This window comes from Streptomyces aureocirculatus, assembly GCF_000720475.1.
GTDB classification, from domain to species: domain Bacteria; phylum Actinomycetota; class Actinomycetes; order Streptomycetales; family Streptomycetaceae; genus Streptomyces; species Streptomyces aureocirculatus.
In genome coordinates this window covers 53,618-75,194 of sequence record NZ_JOAP01000019.1, presented here as the reverse complement: position 1 = coordinate 75,194, position 21,577 = coordinate 53,618, and the positions used below count along the sequence as shown (strand labels likewise).

Annotated in this window: 19 protein-coding genes; 5 read left to right on the top strand and 14 right to left on the bottom strand. The window is 72.7% G+C overall.

The window, feature by feature from the left end; genetic code table 11:
- The first annotated feature begins 165 nt into the window (after positions 1-165).
- Positions 166-2,103, top strand: coding sequence for an anthranilate synthase family protein (locus IG78_RS0117930; protein WP_030564311.1), 1,938 nt, complete (start codon positions 166-168; stop codon positions 2,101-2,103).
- On the opposite strand, the gene IG78_RS0117925 is transcribed toward IG78_RS0117930, so the two are convergent.
- The 5 genes from IG78_RS0117925 to IG78_RS0117905 all read right to left on the bottom strand — a co-directional run bounded on the left by IG78_RS0117925 (position 2,046) and on the right by IG78_RS0117905 (position 7,351).
- Positions 2,046-3,050 carry a 2-hydroxyacid dehydrogenase gene (locus tag IG78_RS0117925; RefSeq protein ID WP_030564309.1) on the bottom strand — a complete coding sequence of 335 codons (1,005 nt, stop codon included), beginning with the start codon at positions 3,048-3,050 and terminating at the stop codon, positions 2,046-2,048. The two genes, IG78_RS0117930 and IG78_RS0117925, sit on opposite strands and share 58 nt — an antisense overlap.
- Positions 3,051-3,160: 110 nt before the next feature.
- The gene (locus tag IG78_RS0117920) at positions 3,161-4,189 is read right to left on the bottom strand and encodes a 6-phosphofructokinase (RefSeq protein ID WP_030564307.1); all 1,029 of its coding nucleotides are present in this window, start codon (positions 4,187-4,189) and stop codon (positions 3,161-3,163) included.
- Positions 4,190-4,355: 166 nt separating this feature from the next.
- The gene (locus tag IG78_RS0117915; RefSeq protein ID WP_078965539.1) at positions 4,356-5,093 is read right to left on the bottom strand and encodes a response regulator; all 738 of its coding nucleotides are present in this window, start codon (positions 5,091-5,093) and stop codon (positions 4,356-4,358) included.
- Positions 5,090-6,376, bottom strand: coding sequence for a MacS family sensor histidine kinase (gene macS / locus IG78_RS0117910; RefSeq protein WP_030564303.1), 1,287 nt, complete (start codon positions 6,374-6,376; stop codon positions 5,090-5,092). The genes IG78_RS0117915 and macS overlap by 4 nt, the downstream gene beginning before the upstream one ends.
- 45 nt (positions 6,377-6,421) lie before the next feature.
- Positions 6,422-7,351 (bottom strand): lysophospholipid acyltransferase family protein, encoded by a 930-nt coding sequence (locus tag IG78_RS0117905; protein ID WP_225882215.1) that lies wholly within the window; start codon positions 7,349-7,351, stop codon positions 6,422-6,424.
- A gap of 163 nt (positions 7,352-7,514) precedes the next feature.
- On the opposite strand from IG78_RS0117905, the gene IG78_RS0117900 reads away from it, so the two are divergent.
- Both IG78_RS0117900 and IG78_RS0117895 read left to right on the top strand, forming a co-directional pair.
- Complete coding sequence (locus tag IG78_RS0117900) at positions 7,515-8,294, top strand: alpha/beta hydrolase (protein WP_030564300.1); 780 nt, start codon at positions 7,515-7,517, stop codon at positions 8,292-8,294.
- On the top strand, positions 8,287-8,970 hold the full coding sequence (locus IG78_RS0117895) for a hypothetical protein (RefSeq protein ID WP_030564299.1): 684 nt from the start codon (positions 8,287-8,289) through the stop codon (positions 8,968-8,970). Before IG78_RS0117900 ends, IG78_RS0117895 begins: the two co-directional genes overlap by 8 nt.
- Before the next feature lie 26 nt (positions 8,971-8,996).
- Here the strand turns inward: IG78_RS0117895 and IG78_RS0117890 are convergent, their stop codons facing one another.
- From IG78_RS0117890 to IG78_RS0117865, 6 genes are all read right to left on the bottom strand, one after another.
- Positions 8,997-9,755 carry an endonuclease/exonuclease/phosphatase family protein gene (locus IG78_RS0117890; protein WP_030564296.1) on the bottom strand — a complete coding sequence of 253 codons (759 nt, stop codon included), beginning with the start codon at positions 9,753-9,755 and terminating at the stop codon, positions 8,997-8,999.
- A 156-nt stretch (positions 9,756-9,911) separates the two neighbouring features.
- Positions 9,912-10,865: an ROK family glucokinase gene (locus tag IG78_RS0117885; protein WP_030564294.1), complete on the bottom strand. Its 954-nt coding sequence runs from the start codon at positions 10,863-10,865 to the stop codon at positions 9,912-9,914.
- A 52-nt stretch (positions 10,866-10,917) separates the two neighbouring features.
- Positions 10,918-11,433 (bottom strand): DUF5304 domain-containing protein, encoded by a 516-nt coding sequence (locus IG78_RS0117880; RefSeq protein WP_030564292.1) that lies wholly within the window; start codon positions 11,431-11,433, stop codon positions 10,918-10,920.
- A gap of 69 nt (positions 11,434-11,502) precedes the next feature.
- Positions 11,503-12,705: an ArsA family ATPase gene (locus tag IG78_RS0117875; RefSeq protein ID WP_030564290.1), complete on the bottom strand. Its 1,203-nt coding sequence runs from the start codon at positions 12,703-12,705 to the stop codon at positions 11,503-11,505.
- 120 nt (positions 12,706-12,825) lie between these two features.
- On the bottom strand, positions 12,826-13,269 hold the full coding sequence (locus IG78_RS0117870) for an SRPBCC family protein (protein WP_030564288.1): 444 nt from the start codon (positions 13,267-13,269) through the stop codon (positions 12,826-12,828).
- Between the two features lie 80 nt (positions 13,270-13,349).
- Complete coding sequence (locus tag IG78_RS0117865; protein WP_030564286.1) at positions 13,350-14,126, bottom strand: metallophosphoesterase family protein; 777 nt, start codon at positions 14,124-14,126, stop codon at positions 13,350-13,352.
- A gap of 382 nt (positions 14,127-14,508) precedes the next feature.
- Here IG78_RS0117865 and IG78_RS0117860 point away from each other — a divergent pair, with 382 nt between their 5' ends.
- Complete coding sequence (locus IG78_RS0117860; RefSeq protein WP_030564284.1) at positions 14,509-16,305, top strand: AMP-dependent synthetase/ligase; 1,797 nt, start codon at positions 14,509-14,511, stop codon at positions 16,303-16,305.
- Positions 16,306-16,513: 208 nt separating this feature from the next.
- On the opposite strand, the gene IG78_RS0117855 is transcribed toward IG78_RS0117860, so the two are convergent.
- A complete protein-coding gene (locus IG78_RS0117855; protein ID WP_030564282.1) occupies positions 16,514-17,656 on the bottom strand; it encodes a glycosyltransferase family 4 protein in 1,143 nt (380 codons plus the stop codon).
- Between the two features lie 129 nt (positions 17,657-17,785).
- Here IG78_RS0117855 and IG78_RS0117850 point away from each other — a divergent pair, with 129 nt between their 5' ends.
- A complete protein-coding gene (locus tag IG78_RS0117850) occupies positions 17,786-19,042 on the top strand; it encodes a glycosyltransferase 87 family protein (RefSeq protein WP_078968710.1) in 1,257 nt (418 codons plus the stop codon).
- Positions 19,043-19,109: 67 nt separating this feature from the next.
- Here IG78_RS0117850 and IG78_RS0117845 read toward each other — a convergent pair whose 3' ends face one another.
- Positions 19,110-20,354: a hypothetical protein gene (locus tag IG78_RS0117845; protein WP_430739028.1), complete on the bottom strand. Its 1,245-nt coding sequence runs from the start codon at positions 20,352-20,354 to the stop codon at positions 19,110-19,112.
- Between the two features lie 112 nt (positions 20,355-20,466).
- Positions 20,467-21,516 carry a C40 family peptidase gene (locus tag IG78_RS0117840; protein ID WP_030564276.1) on the bottom strand — a complete coding sequence of 350 codons (1,050 nt, stop codon included), beginning with the start codon at positions 21,514-21,516 and terminating at the stop codon, positions 20,467-20,469.
- Between the last annotated feature and the right edge of the window lie 61 nt (positions 21,517-21,577).

Below are 21,577 nucleotides of genomic sequence, written 5' to 3'. Positions count from 1 at the left end.
GCGCACTCGACCCGTTCCTGGTGGTGGCCCGCTCTTTCGGCGGCCCACTGAACTGCGCGTACCCACGACTCGCGAAGGCCGCCCCGAGGGGCGGCCTTCGGTGTTTCCGGACCCACTCCGGACCGGCCGTTCCTCTCCCACCGCTCAAAGGAGAAGGAACACCCCATGGACCTGCGCAACCTGCGGAACCTGCTCACCGACGACCGCCCCTTCGCCCTGCTGCGCCGCCGCACACCCGGCCGTGACCACGACACGGTGGAGGTCCTCGTCGGCCCCGTCACCACCTGCGAACGCCTCGCCGACCTGCCCGAGGGGCTCGCGCTCGTGCCCTTCCGGCAGATCCGGGAGCGCGGCTTCGAGGTGACGGACGACGGCACGCCGCTCACCGCCCTCACTCCCGACGAGACCTACGAAGTCCCGCTCGCCGAGGCCCTTTCGGCGCTGCCCGACCACGATGTGCACGTCACCGACGGCGGTTTCGACGTGAGCGACGAGGAGTACGCGGACACCGTCGGCCGGGTGCTGCGCGAGGAGATCGGCAGCGGTGAGGGCGCGAACTTCGTGATCCGGCGTACGTACCGGGGCGAGATCCCCGGCTTCGGGCGTGCCGACGCCCTCGCCCTGTTCCGGCGGCTGCTGCTCGGGGAGCGCGGCGCGTACTGGACGTTCGTCGTGCACACCGGGGACAGGGCGCTGGTCGGCGCCAGTCCCGAGGTGCATGTGCGGATGTCCGGCGGCACGGTCGTGATGAACCCGATCAGCGGGACGTACCGCTATCCGCCCGCGGGCCCCACGGCCGACGGCCTGCTGCGCTTCCTCGCCGACAGCAAGGAGACCGAGGAACTCTCGATGGTCGTCGACGAGGAGCTGAAGATGATGTGCACCGTCGGCGACCGGGGCGGTGTGGTGGTCGGGCCGCGCCTGAAGGAGATGGCTCATCTGGCGCACACCGAGTACGAGCTGCGCGGCCGTTCGTCCCTGGACGTCCGTACGGTCCTGAAGGAGACGATGTTCGCGGCGACGGTGACGGGGTCGCCGGTGCAGAACGCGTGCCGGGTGATCCGGCGCCACGAGTCGGGCGGGCGGGGCTACTACGCGGGCGCGCTCGCGCTGATCGGCAGGGACTCCGGCGGCGCCCGGACCCTCGACTCACCGATCCTGATCCGCACCGCCGACATCGACGCGGCCGGGCAACTGCGGGTGCCGGTGGGGGCGACGCTGGTCCGCGGCTCCGACCCGGCCGGTGAGGTGGCCGAGACGCACGCGAAGGCGGCCGGGGTGCTCGCCGCGCTCGGGGTGCGCCCCGGCCGCCCGCGGCAGGAGAACACCAGGCCCGCGCTCGCCGACGACCCGCGGGTACGGGCCGCGCTCGATGCCCGCAGGGCGGGGCTCTCCCCGTTCTGGCTGCGCATGCAGGAGGGAGCACCGTCCGCGAAGGCCGCCCCCGAGGACCCGGGCGCGGCGGCCGCCCCGGCCGGGCACGCGCTCGTCGTCGACGCGGAGGACACCTTCACGGCGATGCTCGCGCACGTGCTGCGCTCGTCCGGCCTCGCGGTGTCCGTGCGGCGCTACGACGAGCCCGGGCTCGCTCGGGCGGCGCGGGCCCACGAGGGTCCCGTCGTGCTCGGCCCGGGCCCTGGCGACCCCGGTGACGCCGCCGACCCGAAGATGCGGTTCCTGCGCGGTCTGACGTCGGAGCTGATCCGCGGCCACCGGCACCCGGTGCTCGGGGTGTGCCTGGGCCACGAGCTGATCGCGGCCGAGCTCGGCCTTCAGATCGTCCGCAAGGAGGTCCCGTACCAGGGCGCGCAGACGACGGTCGATCTGTTCGGGCGGGCGGAGACGGTCGGCTTCTACAACAGCTTCGTGGCGCGCTGCGGCGAGGAGGCGGCCGTCGAACTCGCGGCGCAGGGCATCGAGGTGAGCAGGGACCCGGCGAGCGGTGAGGTGCACGCGCTGCGCGGGCCCGGGTTCGCGGGCACCCAGTTCCACCCCGAGTCGGTGCTTTCGCTGCGGGGCCCGGCGATCGTCGGGGAGCTCCTCGGTCAGCTCGTGGGCGCGGCGGGCACCAGGACGTTCTCGGAGCGGCGGCCCGCCCGGTAGTCGAGGACGTTCTGGACCGTGGTCTCGATGATCTGGCTCACGGCGTCATGGGTGTAGTACGCCTGGTGCGAGGTGACCACGACGTTGGGGAAGGTGACGAGCCGGGCCAGGGTGTCGTCCTCGACGACCTCCAGGGACTTGTCGAGGAAAAACAGCCCTGCCTCGGCCTCGTACACATCGAGGCCGACGCCGGTGAAGCGGCCCGCGCGCAGCTCCCGCACCAGGGCCTCGGTGTCGATCAGGCCGCCGCGGCTGGAGTTGATCAGGATCGCGTCGTCCTTCATCGCGCGCAGCGCGCTCGCGTCGACGAGGTGCCGGGTCGCGGGCAGCAGCGGTACGTGCAGGCTGATCAGGTCGGCCTCGGCGAACAGCTTCTCCTTCGGCACGTACGTCATGCCGAGCCCGGCGCACGCCGGATTGATGTCGACGTCCCAGCCGAGCAGCCTCATGCCGAAGCCGTGCGCGATCCGGGTGAACGCCTCACCGATCCTGCCGGTGCCGAGCACGCCGACGGTGCGGCCGCGCAGGTCCCTGCCCATGAGTCCGTCGAGGCGGAAGTCGAAGTCGCGGGTGCGGTTGCTGGCGCGGACGATGCGGCGGTTGACCGCCGTCGCCAGGGTCCAGGCGAACTCCGCCACGGAGTACGGGGAGTAGGACGAGACGCGGGCCACGGTCAGGCCCAGGCGCTCGGCGACCTGGAGGTCGATGTTGTTGAAGCCGGTGGAGCGCTGGACGATCAACTGGGTGCCGCCGGCGGCGAGGGTCTGCAGGACGCGGTTGTCGAGGCTGGCGTTGACGCTCGTCGAGACGATCTCGTAGCCGGCGGCGATGGGGGCGGTGTCCTCGTTCAGGAAGACGTTCAGGCAACGGATCTCGTGGTGCGGGGCGAACGCCCTCTCCATGAGGGGGCGCTCGTCCGCCTGGACGCCGAAGGCGAGGATTTCCACGGTGTGCTCCCGTTTTAGGTACGTAGCTCCCTATTGCCCCCGAATATACGTTCCTGGCCCTCCAGAGGGCTTTCGCCCCCCCGCCCGTGCACGGTGGCTCTTCGGCAGCCTCAGCCGAAGAAGACACCGACCTCGGTGTACAGGGCGGGATCCACCGTCTTCAGACGGGCGGTCGCATCGGCGATGGGCACCCGGACGATGTCCGTACCCCGCAGCGCGACCATCTTCCCGAAGTCCCCGTCCCGTACGGCATCGATGGCGTGCAGCCCGAAGCGGGTGGCGAGCCAGCGGTCGAAGGCGCTGGGAGTCCCCCCGCGCTGGACGTGCCCGAGGACCGTGGTCCGCGCCTCCTTGCCGGTGCGCTTCTCGATCTCCTTGGCCAGCCACTCCCCCACCCCGGAGAGCCGTACATGCCCGAAGGAGTCGAGCGTGCCGTCCTTGAGGACCATCTCGCCGTCCTTCGGCATCGCCCCCTCGGCGACGACCACGATCGGCGCGTACGAGGCCTTGAAGCGCGAGGTCACCCAGGCGCACACCTGGTCGAGGTCGAAGCGCTGCTCGGGGATGAGGATGACGTTGGCGCCGCCGGCGAGCCCGGAGTGCAGGGCGATCCACCCGGCGTGCCGCCCCATGACCTCGACGACGAGGACCCGCATGTGCGACTCGGCGGTGGTGTGCAGACGGTCGATGGCCTCCGTGGCGATGCCCACCGCGGTGTCGAAGCCGAAGGTGTAGTCCGTGGCTGACAGGTCGTTGTCGATGGTCTTCGGCACGCCGACGACGTTGATGCCGTACTCGTCGGTGAGCCGCGCGGCGACGCCGAGGGTGTCCTCGCCGCCGATCGCGATCAGGGCCTCGACCTCGTACTTGGCGAGGTTCTCCTTGATGCGCCGGATGCCGTTCTCGACCTTGAGGGGGTTGGTGCGCGAGGAACCGAGGATGGTGCCGCCGCGGGGCAGGATGCCGCGGACGGTTGGGATGCCGAGCTGGACGATGTCGCCTTCGAGGGGCCCGCGCCAGCCGTCGCGGAAGCCCACGAAGTCATAGTCGTACTCCTGTACGCCCTTGCGGACGATGCCCCGGATGACGGCATTGAGGCCGGGGCAGTCGCCGCCTCCGGTCAGAACTCCGACCCGCATGGAAATGTCCCTTCGCCGCAGTTGCGCTGACGCGGGCCACGCTAATGGTGATCCGCGTCACTTCGGCATGGGACGAACGGTGAATTCCCGGACGTAGCCGAGGAGTTGTCACACCACGACGGCTCCGGTTTCACTCGAAGGAGACCACCTGGAGATCACCTGGAGATCACCCGGAGTCGTCGGTGTCGAGGCCGCGCTCGATCGCGTACCGCACGAGCTCCACCCGGTTGTGCAACTGGAGCTTGCCGAGGGTGTTCTGGACGTGGTTCTGGACGGTGCGGTGCGAGATGACGAGGCGCTCGGCGATCTGCTTGTAGCTGAGGCCCTTCGCGACCAGACGAAGCACCTCCGTCTCGCGCTCGGTCAGGCGAGGCGCCCCCGGCTCGTCGGGCGCCGCGGGCGCGGGCTCGGAGGCGAGGCGCCGGAACTCGCCGAGGACCAGACCGGCGAGGCCGGGTGTGAACACGGCGTCGCCGACGGCGGTGCGGCGGACGGCGTCGATCAGCTCGGCGGTGGACGCGGACTTCAGGAGGTACCCGGTGGCGCCGGACTTGACCGCCTCCAGGACGTCCGCGTGCTCGCCGCTGGCCGAGAGGACCAGGACGCGCAGCGCGGGATTGGCTCCGACGAGTTCCTTGCAGACCTGCACACCGGGCTTCAGCGGCAGGTTGAGGTCCAGGACGAGGACGTCGGGGGCGGCGGCCCCGGCCCGGCGCACCGCCTGTTCGCCGTCGCCCGCGGTCGCCACCACGTCGAAGCCCGCCTCGGTCAGGTCCCGGGCGACGGCGTCGCGCCACATCGGGTGGTCGTCGACGACCATCACTCTGACGGGCGAGTCCGCGCCCGCGGCGGACCCGTCCCCTTCGTCCGCCGCTCCCCTGTGCGGCTCGTGCAGGCTGCTCATCGCTTCGCTTCCGCCTTCCCCCGGATGTCCCGCGCGGTGCGCGGCACTCTCAGTTCCACTTCCGTCCCCTGGCCGGGCACCGAGATCAGCTCGGCCGTGCCGCCGATGTCCCGCAGCCGCCCCCGGATGGACAGGGCGACGCCGAGCCGCCCCTCGCCCTCGGCCTGCGCGAGCCGCCCCCGCGGGATGCCGGGGCCGTCGTCGCGCACCGTCACGACGACGGCGTCGGGATCGTCCTCGACCAGGATCCAGGCACGGGCGCCCGCCCCGGCGTGCTTGCGGACATTGTCCAGGGCGGCGCCGACGGCCGCCGCGACCTCCCTGGCCGCGTGCGGCGCGAGCGGCACCGCGGCGCCGGGCTCCGAGAGGGTGACCCGTGACCCGGCGTACGGCGCGAGCAGCAGGCGCAGGTCGCGCTCCGCGCCGCCGCCGGAACCGTCCGCACCGGTGCCGCCGGGCGCTCCACCGGCACCGGCCGCTCCTCCGGCACCGGTCTCCTCGACCACGCGGACGACGGCTCCCTGGGAGGCGTCCTCCGAGACGTGGGAGGTGCGGGCCAGACCGCCTGCGACCAGGGTGCGCAGCGCGACCTCCTGCTCGCCCGCCATCCGGCCGAGCTCGGCCGCCTCACCGCCGATGGCGGTGCCCCTGCGCTGCACCATGGCGAGGACCTGGAGCACGCTGTCGTGGATGTCGCGGGCAAGGCGTTCCCGCTCCCGGGTGGCGGCCTCGATCTCCAGGGCGCGGGCCAGCGTCCGCTCGGAGGCGCGGGCGACCTCCACCACGTACCCGATGGCGATGGACGCGATGCAGACGAGCAGGACGTTGTGGACGGTGTCGCGGCTGAACGCGCCGCGCTGCACCACGTTGGCGACGCCCACGAGCAGCGACGCGCAGGCCGCCCAGCGCCAGCCGCCCTTGATCGCGAAGGCGAGCACGGAGCCCGCCGTCCATATGGACGGCAGCGTCGGCCCGCCGTCGAGCACCCGCCAGTGGGCGTCCGCGACCGGCGTCAACAGGATGCCCGTGAGGGCGACGGCGAGGTCGGCGGCCAGGAACCGCTTGGTGCAGCGCGCGGCGCTCGCCACCTTGGGCAGGGTGGCGAGCGTCCAGACGGCGAGCACCGCGAAGTAGGCGATGGCGAGCCAGGGCCGGGCGAAGCCGGAGTACGCGGCCACGAAGAGCCCGATGGCGTACAGCATGGTCAGCACGCGGTAAGCGGTCAGAGCACGCCAGAGCGGCTGCTCGACCGACATCTTCAGAACTCTCTCACGCCCGGCCACGCAGGCATCCACCCCCGGAATCAGCGTCCCCCTGCACCGACGCCGCTACGAGCCGGATCGTTCCCCACCGGAGCGTCCGACACCCGCCGAACCGGCCCGGCCCTCTTCGTCGGGCTTGCCGTCGGGCTCGTCGTCGGGCTTGCCGTCGGGCTCGCCATGGGGTTTGCCGTGGGGCTTGCCGTCCGGGACGGAGCCGCCCTCGACCTGCGCCCTGGCGGCCGCCGCGGTGCGCTTGGCCGCGGCCTCCTTCTTGGCGGCCTCTTCCTTCTTCGCCGCCTCCTTGGCGGCTTCCTTATCCGCCTTGGCCGCCTCGCTGAGCTGGCGCTTCGCGGCGGTCGCGTAGATGTCGACGTACTCCTGGCCGGAGAGCTTCATGATTTCGTACATGACCTCGTCGGTCACGGCCCGCAGGACGAAGCGGTCGTGCTCCATGCCCTGGTAGCGGCTGAAGTCCAGGGGCTCGCCGATGCGGATGCCGGGTCGCATGAGTTTCGGCATCACCTTGCCCGGCGGCTGGATCTTCTCGGTGTCGATCATCGCTACGGGGATCACGGGAGCGCCGGTGGCCAGGGCCACCCGGGCGAGGCCACCCGGCTTGCCGCGGTAGAGCCGCCCGTCGGGCGACCGCGTGCCCTCCGGGTAGATACCGAACAGCTCGCCCTGCTCCAGGACCTCGATGCCGCTCTTGATGGCGGCCTCGCCCGCGCCGCGCGCTCCCGAGCGGTCCACGGGCAACTGGCCGACGCCTTTGAAGAAGGCGGCCGTCATGCGTCCCTTGATGCCGGGCGTCGTGAAGTACTCGGCCTTGGCGATGAAGGTGACCTTGCGGTCGAGGACCGCGGGCAGGAAGAAGGAGTCCGAGAAGGACAGGTGGTTGCTCGCCAGGATGGCGGGGCCCTCGGCGGGCACGTTCTCGAGGCCTTCCACCCAGGGCCTGAAGGCGAGCTTCAGCGGCCCTCCGATGGAAAGCTTCATTGCGCCGTAGATCAAACCGAGTGCCTCCTGTGTCTGTGGATCAGACCATAACCCGAGTGGGGCCCGCGCTCCTTCCGGAGACGGCCCTGGTCGGTGTCGGTCCGGTCGCGTACGGTGAAGTACCCCCCGTAGCAGAACCACTCATCCCACGAAGGAGACCGAGGTGCCGGTGCTCCCCGGAGCCGAGCCGTACCGCCACGAGGGCGGCGAGGTCGGCGTCCTGCTGTGTCACGGCTTCACCGGATCCCCGCAGTCGCTGCGCCCCTGGGCGGAGCACCTGGCCGACCGGGGCCTGACGGTCTCGCTTCCGCTGCTGCCCGGCCATGGCACGCGCTGGCAGGACATGCAGGTCACCGGCTGGCAGGACTGGTACGCGGAGGTGGACCGCGAACTGCGCGCGCTGACCGAACGGTGCGCGGAGGTGTTCGTGTTCGGCCTGTCCATGGGTGGTGCCCTCGCCCTGCGCCTGGCCGCACGCCACGGCGACGCGGTGCGCGGCGTGGTCGTCGTCAACCCGGCGAACAAGATGCACGACAAGGCCGCCCCCGCCCTGCCGGTCGCCCGCTTCCTGGTGCCCTCCACCAAGGGCATCGTCAGCGACATCGCCAAGCCCGGCTCGGAGGAGATCGGGTACGACCGGGTGCCGCTGCACGCCGCGCACTCGCTGCGCCAGTTCTTCCGTCTGGTGGACGCCGAGCTGCCGCAGGTCACGCAGCCGCTCCTGGTGCTGCACAGCCCCCAGGACCATGTGGTGCCGCCCGCCGACTCCGCCCGCGTGCTCAGCCGGGTGTCGTCCACGGACGTCACGGAGATCCTCCTGGAACAGAGCTACCACGTCGCGACGTTGGACTACGACGCGGACCGGATCTTCGCGGAGAGCCTCGCGTTCATCGGCCGGCTCGCCCCCAGCGCAGGCAAGGAAGGGACGGCAACCGGTGGCTGAGCAGCATGACGCGGACCGCGAGGAGAGCCGCGAGGACGACAGTCGGGAGCCGTCGGAGCAGGCCGTGCCGCTTGACGAGGACGCCGCCTGGCGCGCCATCGTCGCCGGGTACGGCGAGGAGCCCGTGGACCCGCCGGGCGCCAAGCCCTTCAAGTCCGTCGAGGACCTCGCGCTCCTGGAGTCGGAGAGCAACGGCACGGCGGGCACCGGCACGGCCGTGGACGCCGACACCGGTGCCGACGCCGACGACGACGGCAAGGTCGGCAAGAGCGGCAAGAGCGGCAAGAGCGGCAAGGGTGCCGACGACGGTGCGGGGGCGGGCAAGCCGCTCGGCAGCTCGGTGTCCTTCGCGCCGGGTGTGGGCGGCGGGGGGCCGCGTGACTACAGCGCCGCGGAGGCGTCGGAGGACGACTTCGACGAGGGCGACGAGGGCCACTTCGTGCCGCCGGAGCCGCCGCCGCTGCCGGACGCGGACCCCACCTCCAGATTCGCCTGGCTCGCCGTCATCGGCGGCCCGCTCCTGCTGCTGCTCGCGGTGCTGCTCGGCTGGCAGATGACGTGGTGGCTGACGACGCTGGGCATCGGCGGCTTTCTCGGGGGGTTCGCCACGTTGGTCGTCCGCATGAAGGGGGACGACGAGGAGGACGACGACCCCGGGCGGGGGGCCGTCGTCTGAACCCCTGCGCGGGCCTGGCCGGGCCGTCAGGCGGACACCCGTAGAGCTGCCAGGACCGGCAAGTGGTCCGTTGCCGTCCGCAGGTCCTGCTCCGTCACGCCGGGGAGGTCCAGTGGCACCCCGCAGGCCAGGACCTCCACACCCGACGTGGTGAAGATACCGTCGATGCGCTGGTGGGGGTCGGACGGGGTCGAGGTGTACTCGCCGCCCCAGGGGGCGGTGGCCCAGCAGTCCTGAAGAGACTCGGCGAGGCGGCGGAAGGAACGTCCTTCGGGGCGGTCGTTGAGGTCGCCGCCCGCGACGGCGTGCTCCACGCCCATTCCGGCGAGCTGGTCGAGCAGCATCCCGCTCTGCTCGTACCGCTCCTGGTTCTGCAGGCTCAGGTGGCAGCTCAGGACACCGAGCCTGACCTTCCCGAAGCGCACGACCGCGGTCGCGAAGCCACGCCGGTGCAGTCCCGGCGTCAGCGGGAGCAGCACGTCCTCCGTGCGCTCGACGGTGGCGCGCAGCGAACACAGCAGCGCGGGCCCGGCCGCCGTACCGCCGCCGGACAGCACCACCAGGTCGGCGGCACGGGCGAGCCGCGCCAGCTTCTTGCGCCAGCGGAAGAACCGCGGCGCCTCCTGTACGAGAACGAGGTCGGGCGCACACGCGGCGATCACGCGGGCCAGCGCGTCGGTGTCGTCACGCATCGAGCGAATGTTGTAACTGAGCACCCGCACGACGGCCGAACCGTCCGGTTCGGTGCGGGAGTTGGGCAGCGCGGGGGTGGGGCTGGTCGGCATGGCGATCAAGATACGTCAATCGCTTGACCCGCCGGGTGATCCGACGGGCCCAGCGATTGACGTTCTGGACCGCTATGCCGACCTGAGCGAAGTTTCAGCCCGTCCGGCGATTGAGGACGAGCGCGCAGCGCGATCGACGGCACCCCACGCAGGGGCTCACATCACAGGGTCAGGCTCCCGAGCCAGATCCGCGGCACCGACAAGCCCGGCCTTGTTCCCGAGCCGCGCAGCGATGACCTCCGCCTGCGGACGCCACTGCGCCCCCACAAGCCACCGCTTGAAAGACTTACGGATCGGGTCCAACACGAGCTCACCCTCGTCGGAGAGCCCCCCGCCGACGATGAACGCCGAGGGGTCGAACAGCGAGGCCAGGTCGGCGAGCCCGGCGCCGACCCAGCGGGCCAGCTCGCGGTAGGAGTCCACGGCGACGAGGTCACCCTGGCGGGCGGCCATCGAGATGTGCTTGCCCTCGATGCCGTCGGGGGTGCCGTCGCCCAGGGAGAGCAGGTACTCGGCGTTCTCCGGCGTGGCGTTGGCGCGCTGCTTGGCGTATCGCACGAGGGCACGGCCCGACGCGTACTGCTCCCAGCAGCCCTGGCTGCCGCAGCCGCACAGGAGGCCGTCGGGGACCATCCGGATGTGGCCGAACTCGGCGGCGACGCCGAAGTGCCCGCGGCGCAGCTTGTTGCCGATGATGATGCCGCCGCCGAGGCCGGTGCCGAGGGTGATGCAGATGGCGTTGCGGTGGCCCTTGCCGCCACCGAACTTGTACTCCCCCCAGGCGGCCGCGTTGGCGTCGTTCTCGACGACGACCGGCAGCCCGACGCGCCGCTCGACCTCGTCCTTGAGCGGCTCCTGGCGCCAGTCGATGTTCGGTGCGAAGTACACCGTGGAGCGCTGGCGGTTGACGTATCCGGCGGCGCCGATGCCGACGCCGACGATCTCGTGCCCGGCCCGGGCGCCCTCCACGGCGGAGGCGATCGCGTCCACGATGGCCTCGGAGGTGCCGGGGGTGGGCACCTTGAACGTCGACAGGATGTGACCGTCCTCGTCGACCACTCCGGCCGCGATCTTCGTGCCGCCGATGTCGACGCCGATGGTGAGTCCCATGAATCCCTCAGTTCGATCGAGCCCCGCTACGGCCCACCGTACCCGAGGGGGGTCAGTCCAGATCGATGTGTTCCGCCGGTCCGGGGCCCTCCTCGTGGCGTCCGGAGCCGCCCGGGGCGCTCGGCCCGGCGTCGTCGCGCGTCCAGCGGCCCTCCTGCCGGGTGACCGCGCTGCGGTAGGCGGCGAGCAGCTCGGATCCTGCCGCGGCGAGGTGGTCGAAGACGTCGGGGTTGCGCTCGATGACGGGCTCCACGGCCGCCTTCGCCTGCCGGACGACCTGCTGCACCGTCTCCTGCACGGCCCCCTGGGCGACCGCGCCGAGCAGCGGCGACTGGAGCCCCGCCAGCTTGTCGGAGACGGCGTCGACGAGCTTGCGCAGCTCCTCGGCGGCCGATCCCGGCGGCGGGCCGTACTGGGCACGGCGGCGGGCCTTCTCGGCCGCGAGATCCTCGGCGCAGGCGGTGGCCCAGGCGTCGGCGTCGGGGGCGGCACCTGGGGTGGCGTGCGGCTCCGCGCCGCTTACGGGCTTGTCCGGCTCGGACGCGTCGCGCTCGATGGCATCGCTCATGACGGGCTGACTCCTGCGCAGGGCCGACGTTTTCGTACTCTCGACGTTACCCGAACGGCGGCACGGCGTTCATCGGGTACGCGGCCACAGGTCCGGGTCAGGGGCGAAGCGGATCCGCAGGGCGCCCTCGTGCAGGCCCGCGCCGGTGACGGTGCACCGGCGCAGCGCGGACGGCAGCGGCACGATCCGCCGGAACGGGCCCGCGGTGACGACCAGTTCGTCGCCGCGCCTGACCAGGTGCAGCTCGTCGCGTACGGCGCCGGGCAGCGGGATGGACCACGTCAGCAGGGAGTCGGTGGCGAGGGAGTCGACGACGGGCCAGCGCACGGCTTCCGTGTCCCTGGCGGGTGCCGGCACGCCGAGGGCGGCGAGGTCGTCGGTGCCGCGGGGGTCCTGGCCGCGGTGGGCGACCACGTGCGTGCGGTGCTCCTGCGCCCACTCGCCGAGCGTCTTGTCCTGCTGCGCGCGCAGGGCGGCCAGCCAGGGGGTGGCGTCGTCGTGGGGCGGCGGCAGGACCCGGTTGGCGACGAGGCTCTCGACGCCCAGTCCGTACAGGGCGAGGCCGGTCGCGGTGCGGTCCACGGCGTCGGCACCGGCCGGGCCCGGCTCGGCGACGAGGCGGACGCTCGTCGCGGGGTCCTCGATCACGGCCTGCGCGGCGGCGAGCACGGCGTCCCAGCGGGCGGCGGCCTCGTACAGCGAAGCACTCGGCACCGGCACGCCCGCGAGCCGTCCCAGCATCGGGCGCAGGGCGCGGGCCGCCTGCCGCTCCTGGGGCAGCAGCCTGCGCAGATAGCGGCGCAGTTGGGCGGGCAGAGCGAGCAGGGCGAGGGCCCTGGGGGCGGCGGGCAGGTCGACGACGACGGTGTCGTACGCCGGTTCGCCGGATGCCCCGGGTGCCGTTCCCCGGGCCGCCGCCGCGCGTATGGCGCCGAGCAGGGCGAGGTCCTGTGCGCCCGGCAGCGGGGTGAGCTCCTCGTCGTCCAGGTGGTCGGCGCCCAGCAGGTCGAGGGCGGGGCGGGCGTGCTCCTGGAGGGCGAGGAGGCCCGCCCGGAAACCGGCGTCCGGGTCCGGGCGCACCGCCGTCAGGCCCGGGGCCACGTGTTCCGGCCGGGGACCTGTGGGGGTGCCGAGGGCGGCGCCGAGGGTGTCCGTGGCGTCGGCGGACAGGAGCAGGGTGCGGGCGCCCCCGCGGGCTGCGGCGAGTGCCGTGGCGGCGGCGAGGGTGGTGCGGCCGGCGCCGCCGGGGCCGGTGACGAAGAGGGTGCGCATGCGGGGGCAGTTTACGGTGGGCGCCCGGCGTCGCCGCCGCCCGGCCGGACGGGAGCCGGGGGGGCTAGGGCCTGTCTGGCAATTCCCATCGCGTGGCAGACGGGAATGGTCAGAAAGGCCCTAGGCCTTCGGGCCCGACTCGACGCGCTTCTTCAGGCCCGCCAGGGCGCGGTCGATGATGACCTTCTCCGCCTTGCGCTTGATCATGCCGAGCATGGGGATCTTGACGTCGACGGTCAACTGGTAGGTGACCTCCGTGCCGGTGCCCGCCTGCTTGAGGAGGTAGGAGCCGTCGAGGGAGCGCAGCATCTGGGACTTGACGAGGGTCCAGGAGACCTCGTGGGCGCCGGTCCAGGTGTACGCGAGGGTCTGGTCGTCCTTGATCGCGCCGGCGTCCATGACGAGGCGGACCTGTTCGGCGCGGCCCGCGTCGTCGGTGGCGAGGACCTCGGCCTCCTTGACCTCGCCGGTCCACTCCGGATAGCGCGCGAAGTCGGCGATCACTCCCATGACGTCGGCCGGTGCCGCCTCGATCGTGATGCTCGAGCTGGTGTATTCCGCCATCGCCGTGGCTCCTCCAGATGCGGTCCGGTGCGGGTGCAGTGCCTGCGCGTGAAGGCTACCGCGCACCCGACCGGCGACGGTCACCCGCTCCACTCCAGGGCCCAGGGCCGCCCCGACCCGGCGAAGTGCCCGACGTTCACGCACTCCGTGGAGCCGATCCGCATCCGCCGCACCAGGGGCTGGTGCACATGCCCGAAGAGGGCGTACCGCGGCCGGGTGCGCCGGATGGCGTCGAGGAGCGCGCGGCTGCCGCGCTCGAAGCGGCGCGCCACGGTGTCGTAGACCAGCTCGGGGACCTCCGGCGGAATGTGGGTGCACAGCACATCGACCTCGCCGACGGCCTCGATCTTGGCGGCGTACTCCTCGTCGCTGATCTCGTACGGCGTGCGCATCGGGGTCTTGAGGCCGCCGCCGACGAAGCCGAAGACGCGGCCGCCGATCTCGACGCGCTCCCCGTCGAGGACGGTCGTGCCCGCACCGGCGTATTCACGCCACAGCTCCGGCATGTCGACATTGCCGTAGGTGGCGTACGTAGGAGTGGGGAAGGCGGCGAAGAGCTCGGCGTACTGCTTGCGTACGGCACGTTCCACGGCGGGGCCGCGGTCGAGGCCCGCCCACAGGGAGGCGCCGAACGCGCGGGCCTCCTCGAAGCGGCGGGCGGTGCGCAGCTCCACCAGGCGGCTCGCGTTCTCCTTGCCGAACAGGTCGGGGAAGATGCCGCGCGCGTGGTCGGCGTAGTCGAGGAAGAGCACCAGGTCACCCAGGCAGATCAGGGCGTCCGCGCCGTCACCGGCCCGGGCCAGGCCCTCGGTGTTGCCGTGCACATCACTGACCACATGGACCCGGAAACCTCGCATGCCGGTCACCTTAGGACGAGCGGTCGGCGCCGGACCAGAGCGGTCCCCTTACGGAGAGAGGCGGCCCAGGGCCGGGCACGGGCGCCGGACCTGCGGTTACGTCCGGGCTCCGGCCTCTGGTTACTTCCGAGTCAGGAAGTCCGTGGCGTACTGTGCGGTTCAGACCACAACGTCGTGTGACGCACGGAACATCTGGGCCGACCCCCCTACCGAACCAGCCATACCGATGGGTAACGTCCGGGCAGTCCAGTAGTGCTCAGCCCCTCAACGAAATCCTGAGGAACCCCCCCGAGCCCCCCGACTGAGCACCTGCCCGACCTTGGACCGCACCGTCGCATCGCACAACGTCGTGGCGCCGGCGCCCTATGTAGGAGCAGCAGTCTTGCGCGAGTTCAGCCTTCCGGCCCTGTACGAGGTCCCCGCGGACGGCAATCTGACCGACATCGTCCGCAGAAACGCCGCGCAGCACCCGGATGTGGCGGTCATCGGCCGCAAGGTGAACGGCAGTTGGCAGGACGTCACGGCGACGGCGTTCCTCGCCGAGGTGCGCGCCGCCGCGAAGGGCCTGATCGCGGCGGGCGTCCGGCCCGGCGACCGGGTGGGCCTGATGTCCCGTACCCGCTATGAGTGGACGCTCTTCGACTTCGCGATCTGGAGCGCGGGCGCGGTCAGCGTGCCGGTGTACGAGACCAGCTCGGCCGAGCAGATCCAGTGGATCCTCGGCGACTCCGGCGCGGTGGCCTGCGTGGTGGAGACCGACACGCACGCCGCCACGGTGGAGTCGGTGCGCGTGGCCCTGCCGTCCCTCGCCCATGTGTGGCAGATCGACCGGGGCGGCGTGGCGGAGCTGAACCGGGCGGGGGCGGAGGTCTCCGACGCGACCCTCGACGAGCGCGGCGCCGTCGCCGGCGCCGACGACCCGGCGACGATCGTCTACACCTCCGGCACCACGGGCCGCCCCAAGGGCTGCGTCCTCACCCACCGCAGCTTCTTCGCGGAGTGTGGCAACGTGGTGGAGCGCCTGAAGCCGCTGTTCCGTACCGGCGAGTGCTCGGTGCTCCTCTTCCTGCCCGTCGCGCACGTCTTCGGCCGCCTGGTGGAGGTGGCCGCCCTGATGGCCCCCATCAAGCTCGGCCACGCGCCCGACATCAAGCATCTGACGGACGAACTGGCCGCGTTCCGGCCCACCTTGATCCTCGGGGTGCCCCGGGTCTTCGAGAAGGTCTACAACGCGGCGCGCGCCAAGGCGCAGGCCGACGGCAAGGGCAAGATCTTCGACAAGGCTGCGGACACGGCGATCGCCTACAGCCGCGCCCTCGACACCCCGGGCGGGCCGTCGCTCGGCCTGCGGATCAAGCACAAGCTCTTCGACAAGCTGGTCTTCAGCAAGCTGCGCGCGGTGCTCGGCGGGCGCGGCGAGCACGCCATCTCCGGCGGCGCCCCGCTCGGCGAGCGCCTCGGCCACTTCTTCCGCGGCATCGGCTTCACCGTCCTGGAGGGCTACGGCCTCACCGAGTCGTGCGCCGCCACCGCCTTCAACCCCTGGGACCGGCAGAAGATCGGCACCGTCGGCCAGCCGCTGCCAGGATCGGTCGTCCGCATCGCCGACGACGGCGAGGTCCTGCTCCACGGCGAGCACCTGTTCTCGCACTACTGGAACAACGAGGGCGCCACCGAGGAGGCGCTCGCCGACGGGTGGTTCCACACCGGGGACATCGGCACCCTCGACGAGGACGGATATCTGCGGATCACCGGCCGCAAGAAGGAGATCATCGTGACGGCCGGCGGCAAGAACGTCGCGCCCGCCGTGATCGAGGACCGCATCCGGGCGCACGCGCTGGTCGCGGAGTGCATGGTCGTCGGGGACGGGCGGCCGTTCGTGGCGGCGCTCGTCACCATCGACGAGGAGTTTCTCGGGCGGTGGGCCGCCGAGCACGGCAAGCCCGCCGGGGTGACCGCTGCCTCCCTGCGGGAGGACGGCGAGCTGCTCGCCGCGGTGCAGAGGGCCGTGGACGACGGGAACGCGGCGGTCTCCAAGGCCGAGTCCGTCCGCAAGTTCCGGGTCCTGCCCGCGCAGTTCACCGAGGAGTCGGGGCACCTCACGCCGTCCCTGAAGCTGAAGCGGAACGTCGTCGCGAAGGACTACGCGGACGAGATCGAGGCGCTGTACCGGGGCTGAGGCTTGGGCCCTGCGGGGCTTTCCCCAGTCCCGCCCCTTCCCGAGACCAGGGGGCTCCGCCCCCTGGACCCCCGTATCGCCGCTCCGCGGCTCGTCCTCAATCGCCGGACGGGCTCTTTGGAGCCCCTCCGGCGATTGAGGAGCGGGGGTCTGGGGGCAGAGCCCCCAGTTTCGGGAAGGGGCGGGACTGGGGAGCTCCCAGCCGGGCCTACAACAACTCCCGCAACCGCTCCGCCAATAGGTCCCAGCGCCACCGCTCCTCGACCCACTGCCGCCCCCGCTCCCCCATGCGCCCCCGCAACTCCGCGTCCCCGAGCAACGCAACAATCCGATCAGCCGCGTCCTCGGCGGAGCCGCCCCGCACGACCCACCCCGTCTCCCCGTCGAGCACCGCATCGGGCGCCCCGCCCGAGTCCCCGGCGACGACGGGCAGCCCGGTGGCGGAGGCCTCCAGGTAGACGATGCCGAGGCCTTCGACGTCGAGGCCGCCGCGCCGGGTCCTGCAGGGCATGGCGAAGACGTCACCGGCGCCGTAGTGCGCGGGCAGCTCGGCCCAGGGCACGGCCCCGGTGAAGACGACGGAGTCGGCGACCCGCGTCTCCGCGGCGAGCTTGCGGAGCTCGTTCTCGTAGGGCCCGCCGCCGACGACGAGCAGCACGGCGTCGGGCTCCCGCGCCAGGATCCGCGGCATGGCGAGGATCAGCGTGTCCTGCCCCTTGCGCGGCACGAGCCGCGAGACGCACACGATCACCGGCCGCTCGCTCAGCCCGAGCCTCGCCCGTACGGCGTCACCGCCCGAGCCGGGGTGGAAGGTCTTCTCGTCGACGCCGGGCGGCAACTGGACCATGCGCCCGGCGGCGGCCGGGGTGAGCGCCGCGGTGACGCGGGAGCGGGTGTACTCACCGAGATAGGTGATCGTGTCGGTCGACTCGCCGATCCGGCGCAGGAGTTGCCGGGACGCGGGCAGTTGCGCCCAGCCCGCCTCGTGGCCGTGGGTGGTGGCCACGAGGCGCCGCGCCCCGGCCCTGCGCAGCGCGGGCGCCATCAGTCCGAGCGGCGCGGCCGCCCCGAACCACACGGACGTACAACCGTGTTCCCGCAGCAGGGAGACCGCGCGGCGGGTGACGCGGGGCGTGGGCAGCAGCATCGTCGTGGGGTCGCGGACGACCGTGAAGGGCTGCTCGGCGTCGAAGGCGGCGGTGGCCTCCGCGCCCTCGCGGCCGCGCTTCCAGGTGGAGGCGTAGACGACGATCTCGGACGGGTCCAGGCGCAGCGCCATGTTGTGCAGGAACGCCTGGATGCCACCGGGCCTGGGCGGGAAGTCGTTCGTGACGATCAGGGTCTTGTGCATCGCCGCCGAATGTACCGGCCCGGCGCCCTCCCCCGCCGCACGGCCCCGCCTCGTCCCCCGGCACGGCCCCGCCCGGCATCATGATCCTCCGGACCCCACGGAAGTACGGCAGAAGCGGGCGAGGTGCACATGGCGGGCACGACGGGCACGACGGGCTCGACGCACACAGCAGACCTGCCGGACCCCGCGGGCGCGGCGGACCCGGCGGGCGCGGCGGACCCGGCGGAGCGGTCAGGGCCGGTGCGTCGCGAGCTGCCCGGGCTGCGGGTCCTCGCCGTCTGGGGCGTCACCCGCGCGCTGCTCCTGCTCTGCGTCTTCCGCGTCCTGACCGTCCCGGGCCCGGACGTCACCAGTGATGTCTCCTTCATCTACCAGGGCTGGTACGAGATCCTGCGCACCGGCACGTTCCCGCTCGACGACGTCACCTGGCAGTACCCGCCCGCCGCCGCGCTCGCCGTGCTCGCCCCTGGCGCGCTGCCGTTCCTCGGTTATCCGGCCGCCTTCTTCCTGCTGTCCTTCGCGGCCGACGCGGTGGTGACGGTACTGCTCGGGTACGCGTCCGTGCGGCCCGGCAGGACGGTGCGGGGCGTCTGGGTGTGGACGGTGGGGGTGGCGGCGCTCGGGCCCACCGCGTACGCCCGTTACGACCTGATGGTGACCGCCGTCGCGGTGGCCGCCCTGCTCGCCGGGACCGGGCGGGCCCGCACCATGGGGGCGCTCGCCGGGGTGGGCGCGGTGGTGAAGGTGTGGCCGGTGCTGCTGCTCGCGGGGGTCACGCGGGGGCGGGCCGCCCGGCGTGCGTGGGCGGCAGCGGTGGCCACGGCGGGCGGTGTCGCCCTGCTGTTCTGGGTGGCGATGCCGGGCGCGCTCGCGTTCCTGACCTTCCAGCGCGACCGGGGCACGGAGATCGAGTCGCTCGGCGCCCTCGTCTTCCATGTGGCGCGCCACCTCAACTGGCCGGGGACGGTGCAACTCAACTACGGCTCGGTGGAGTTCCTCGGCCCCGGGGTTCCGCTGGTGAGCGGCCTCGCGCAGGGGCTTTCGGCGGCCGGGCTCGGGTGGCTCGTGGTGTGGCGGGTGCGGGTTCGTGTGTGGGGGGTGGCGACGGCCGCGGAGGCGGCGTTCGTGGCGGTGCTCCTGTTCACCACGACGAGTCGGGTGATCAGTCCGCAGTACATGCTGTGGCTGGTGGGGGTTGCCGCCGTGTGTCTGTCCTTCCGCGACAGCCGGATGCTCCGTCCCGCCGCCCTCGTCCTCGCCGCCACCCTCGTGACGTTCCTGGAGTTCCCCGTGTGGTTCTCGCACGTGGTGGCGAGTGATGCGCTGGGGGTGGGGCCGGACGGGCTGAAATATGTGCCGGTAAGTTCCAGCCTCTCCGGCGTTTGAGGAGCGGGGTCTGGGGCGGAGCCCCAGGATCGGAGAAGGGGCGGGACCGGGGCGCCCCGCGCGGGCCCTACAGCAGCACCCCCCGCAGATACTCCCGCCACCGCCCGGTGAAGTCCTCCACCGTCGTGCCGAGCACATCCCGCAGGGCACCCTCGACGGCGGTCGCCCGCTGCCCATGGCGGCCCACGGCCTCGTAGAAGGCGCGGAGCTTCTCCTCACCCCAGTCCTCCGCGATCATCCGGCAGGCCAGCCAGGACCCTTCGTAGGCCCGCGCGAGCCCCCCGGCGTCACCGCTGAAGCCGAAGGCGTCGTCCGTGGGGAGGGTGGCGGGCAGGCGGCCTTCGACGACCGCGCGGCGGAGTTCGGGGGCGGCCTCCTGGGGGTCGCGGTCGGTGCCGCGGTAGCCGACCCAGTCCGCGAACCCTTCGGAGAGCCACAGCGGGGTGGCCCGCGAGGTGGCGGCGCGGGTCGCCACATGGGTGGTCTCGTGGGTGAGGACGACCTGGCGTCCCAGCTCGCCGAGGACGCCGTACGCCTCGGGGTTGAGGACGATGCGGTCGGCGGGCGTCCGGCCGGAGCCGCCCGCCTCGCCCGTGGTCACCGCGGCGATCCCCTGGTAGCCGGAGGCGGGCGCGCCGAGCAGGTCGGCCATGTTGTCCAGGGACTTCGGTACGAGGACGACCACCTTGCCCGGCCAGGACCCGCGCCAGGCGTCCCGCACGGCGGGCACCGCCCGGTCCGCGAGCTCCGCGTACCGCCGCAGCTCGGCCCGCTCCCGGCCCACACCGAGCACCAGGCTGTGGGTGCCGCGCACGGCGACGGCCCGGCCCTGGTCCCACAACTGCTCCACGGCCTTCTTCGCGGGGCGCTCCGAGGTGACGTACCAGCGTCCTTGGCGCCGTTGCAGGGACAGGGTTCGGTCGGCGGTCAGCGGGGCGCGGTCGTAGCCGGCGACGCGATAGCTCAGGGCGGCGGTGGCGGTGGCCCTGGTGCCGTCACGCTCGAAGTCCTTGAGTCGGTAGGACCAGGACTTCAGGGGGACGGCACGCAGGTTGTCATAGCCGGTGGCGGGGCCGCCGGTCGCCCGGTACGCCCGGGGGTCGCGCTCCAGGACCGCCGTCGCGCGCCGGTCGAGCAGCCGCCGTACGTCACCGGGCGCGCTGTGTGCCTCGTCCCCTCCGGCGCAGCCCGCGAGGCCTGCGGGCGCGAGGACGGCGAGGCACACGGCCGCGCCCGCCACCGCCCGCCCGCCGTGCCGCCGCGCCCCCGTACGCCCCCACCCACGCCCATGCCCACGCCCTCGACCAGCCACGTTCCGATCGTACGGGGGCGGCCCGCGAACCCCGCGTCCGTGCCCGCGCGGACCGGCCCGAGCGGACAGACCTGAGCGGACCGGACTGAGCGGACAGACCTGAGCGGACCCGTCAGACGCGGGTCACCGAGGACACCGGCATCATGCCCACCGGGTCGTAGCGCACGGCGGCGCCGGGGTAGGGCGCGTGCACCACCTGGCCGTTGCCGACGTACATCCCGATGTGGCTGGCGTCGCCGCGGTAGGCGACGAGGTCGCCGGGCTGCGCCTGGCCGAGCGGCACCCGCCGGCCCGCGCCCGCCTGGGCCTGCGAGGTGCGGGGCAGGCCGACCCCGGCCTTCCCGTACGACCACTGGGTCAGGCCCGAACAGTCGAAGCCGGCGGGGCCGTTGGCTCCCCACACGTACGGCTTGCCGACCGCCGAGCGGGCGGCGGCGATCGCCGCGGCGGCGCGGCCGGAGGCGGGAGCGCCCGCGCCCGCGAGGTCGGGCGCGCCGTCCCGTGCCGAGCGGGACGGCCGGCCGGAGCCCTCGTATCCCTCGCGCTCCTTCTTCGTCAGCGAGTTGAGCAGTTGCCGGGCCTTGGCGAGTTTGCTCTCGACGGTGCGCTTGTGGCGGGCGACGGTCTTGCGGCTCTTCTCCAGTTCGGCGAGTTTCAGGGTGGCTTCGGCGCGTTCCTGGGTCAGGGCGCGCTGGGCCCGCTGGAGCTTGGTGAGTTCGCCGCTCTGCCGGGCGCTCACGCGGTCGAGGGCGGTGGCCCGGTCGAGGTAGCGGTCGGGATCGGAGGACAGCAGCAGCGCGAGCGCGGGGTCGATGCCGCCCGAGCGGTACTGGGCCCCGGCGAGGGAACCGAGGGCGCCGCGCATCGTGTTGATGCGTTCCTGGCCGCGGGCGACCTTGTCCTTGGCCCGGTCGACCTCGGTGCGCAGTTGGTCCGTGAGCTCGTCCGCCTTGTTGTACGACTCCGTTGCCTTCTCGGCCTGCTCGTACAGGCGGTCCACCTTGGCCTTGGTGTCGGACCGCGGCTCCTGCGGGGCCGCGCCCGCGGGTGCGGCGGCGAGCGCCGCCGCGGTGGCCGCGGCGGACAGGACGGTGATGGTGGCGGTGCGTACGCACCGGTCGGGACCGGTGGGTGGTGCTGCGGGACGGCGATGGGACCCCACGGGTAGCCGCTCTCCCTTCCGCTGGAACTTCACCTCCGCACGCGGCGGAGGACTGCCGGTC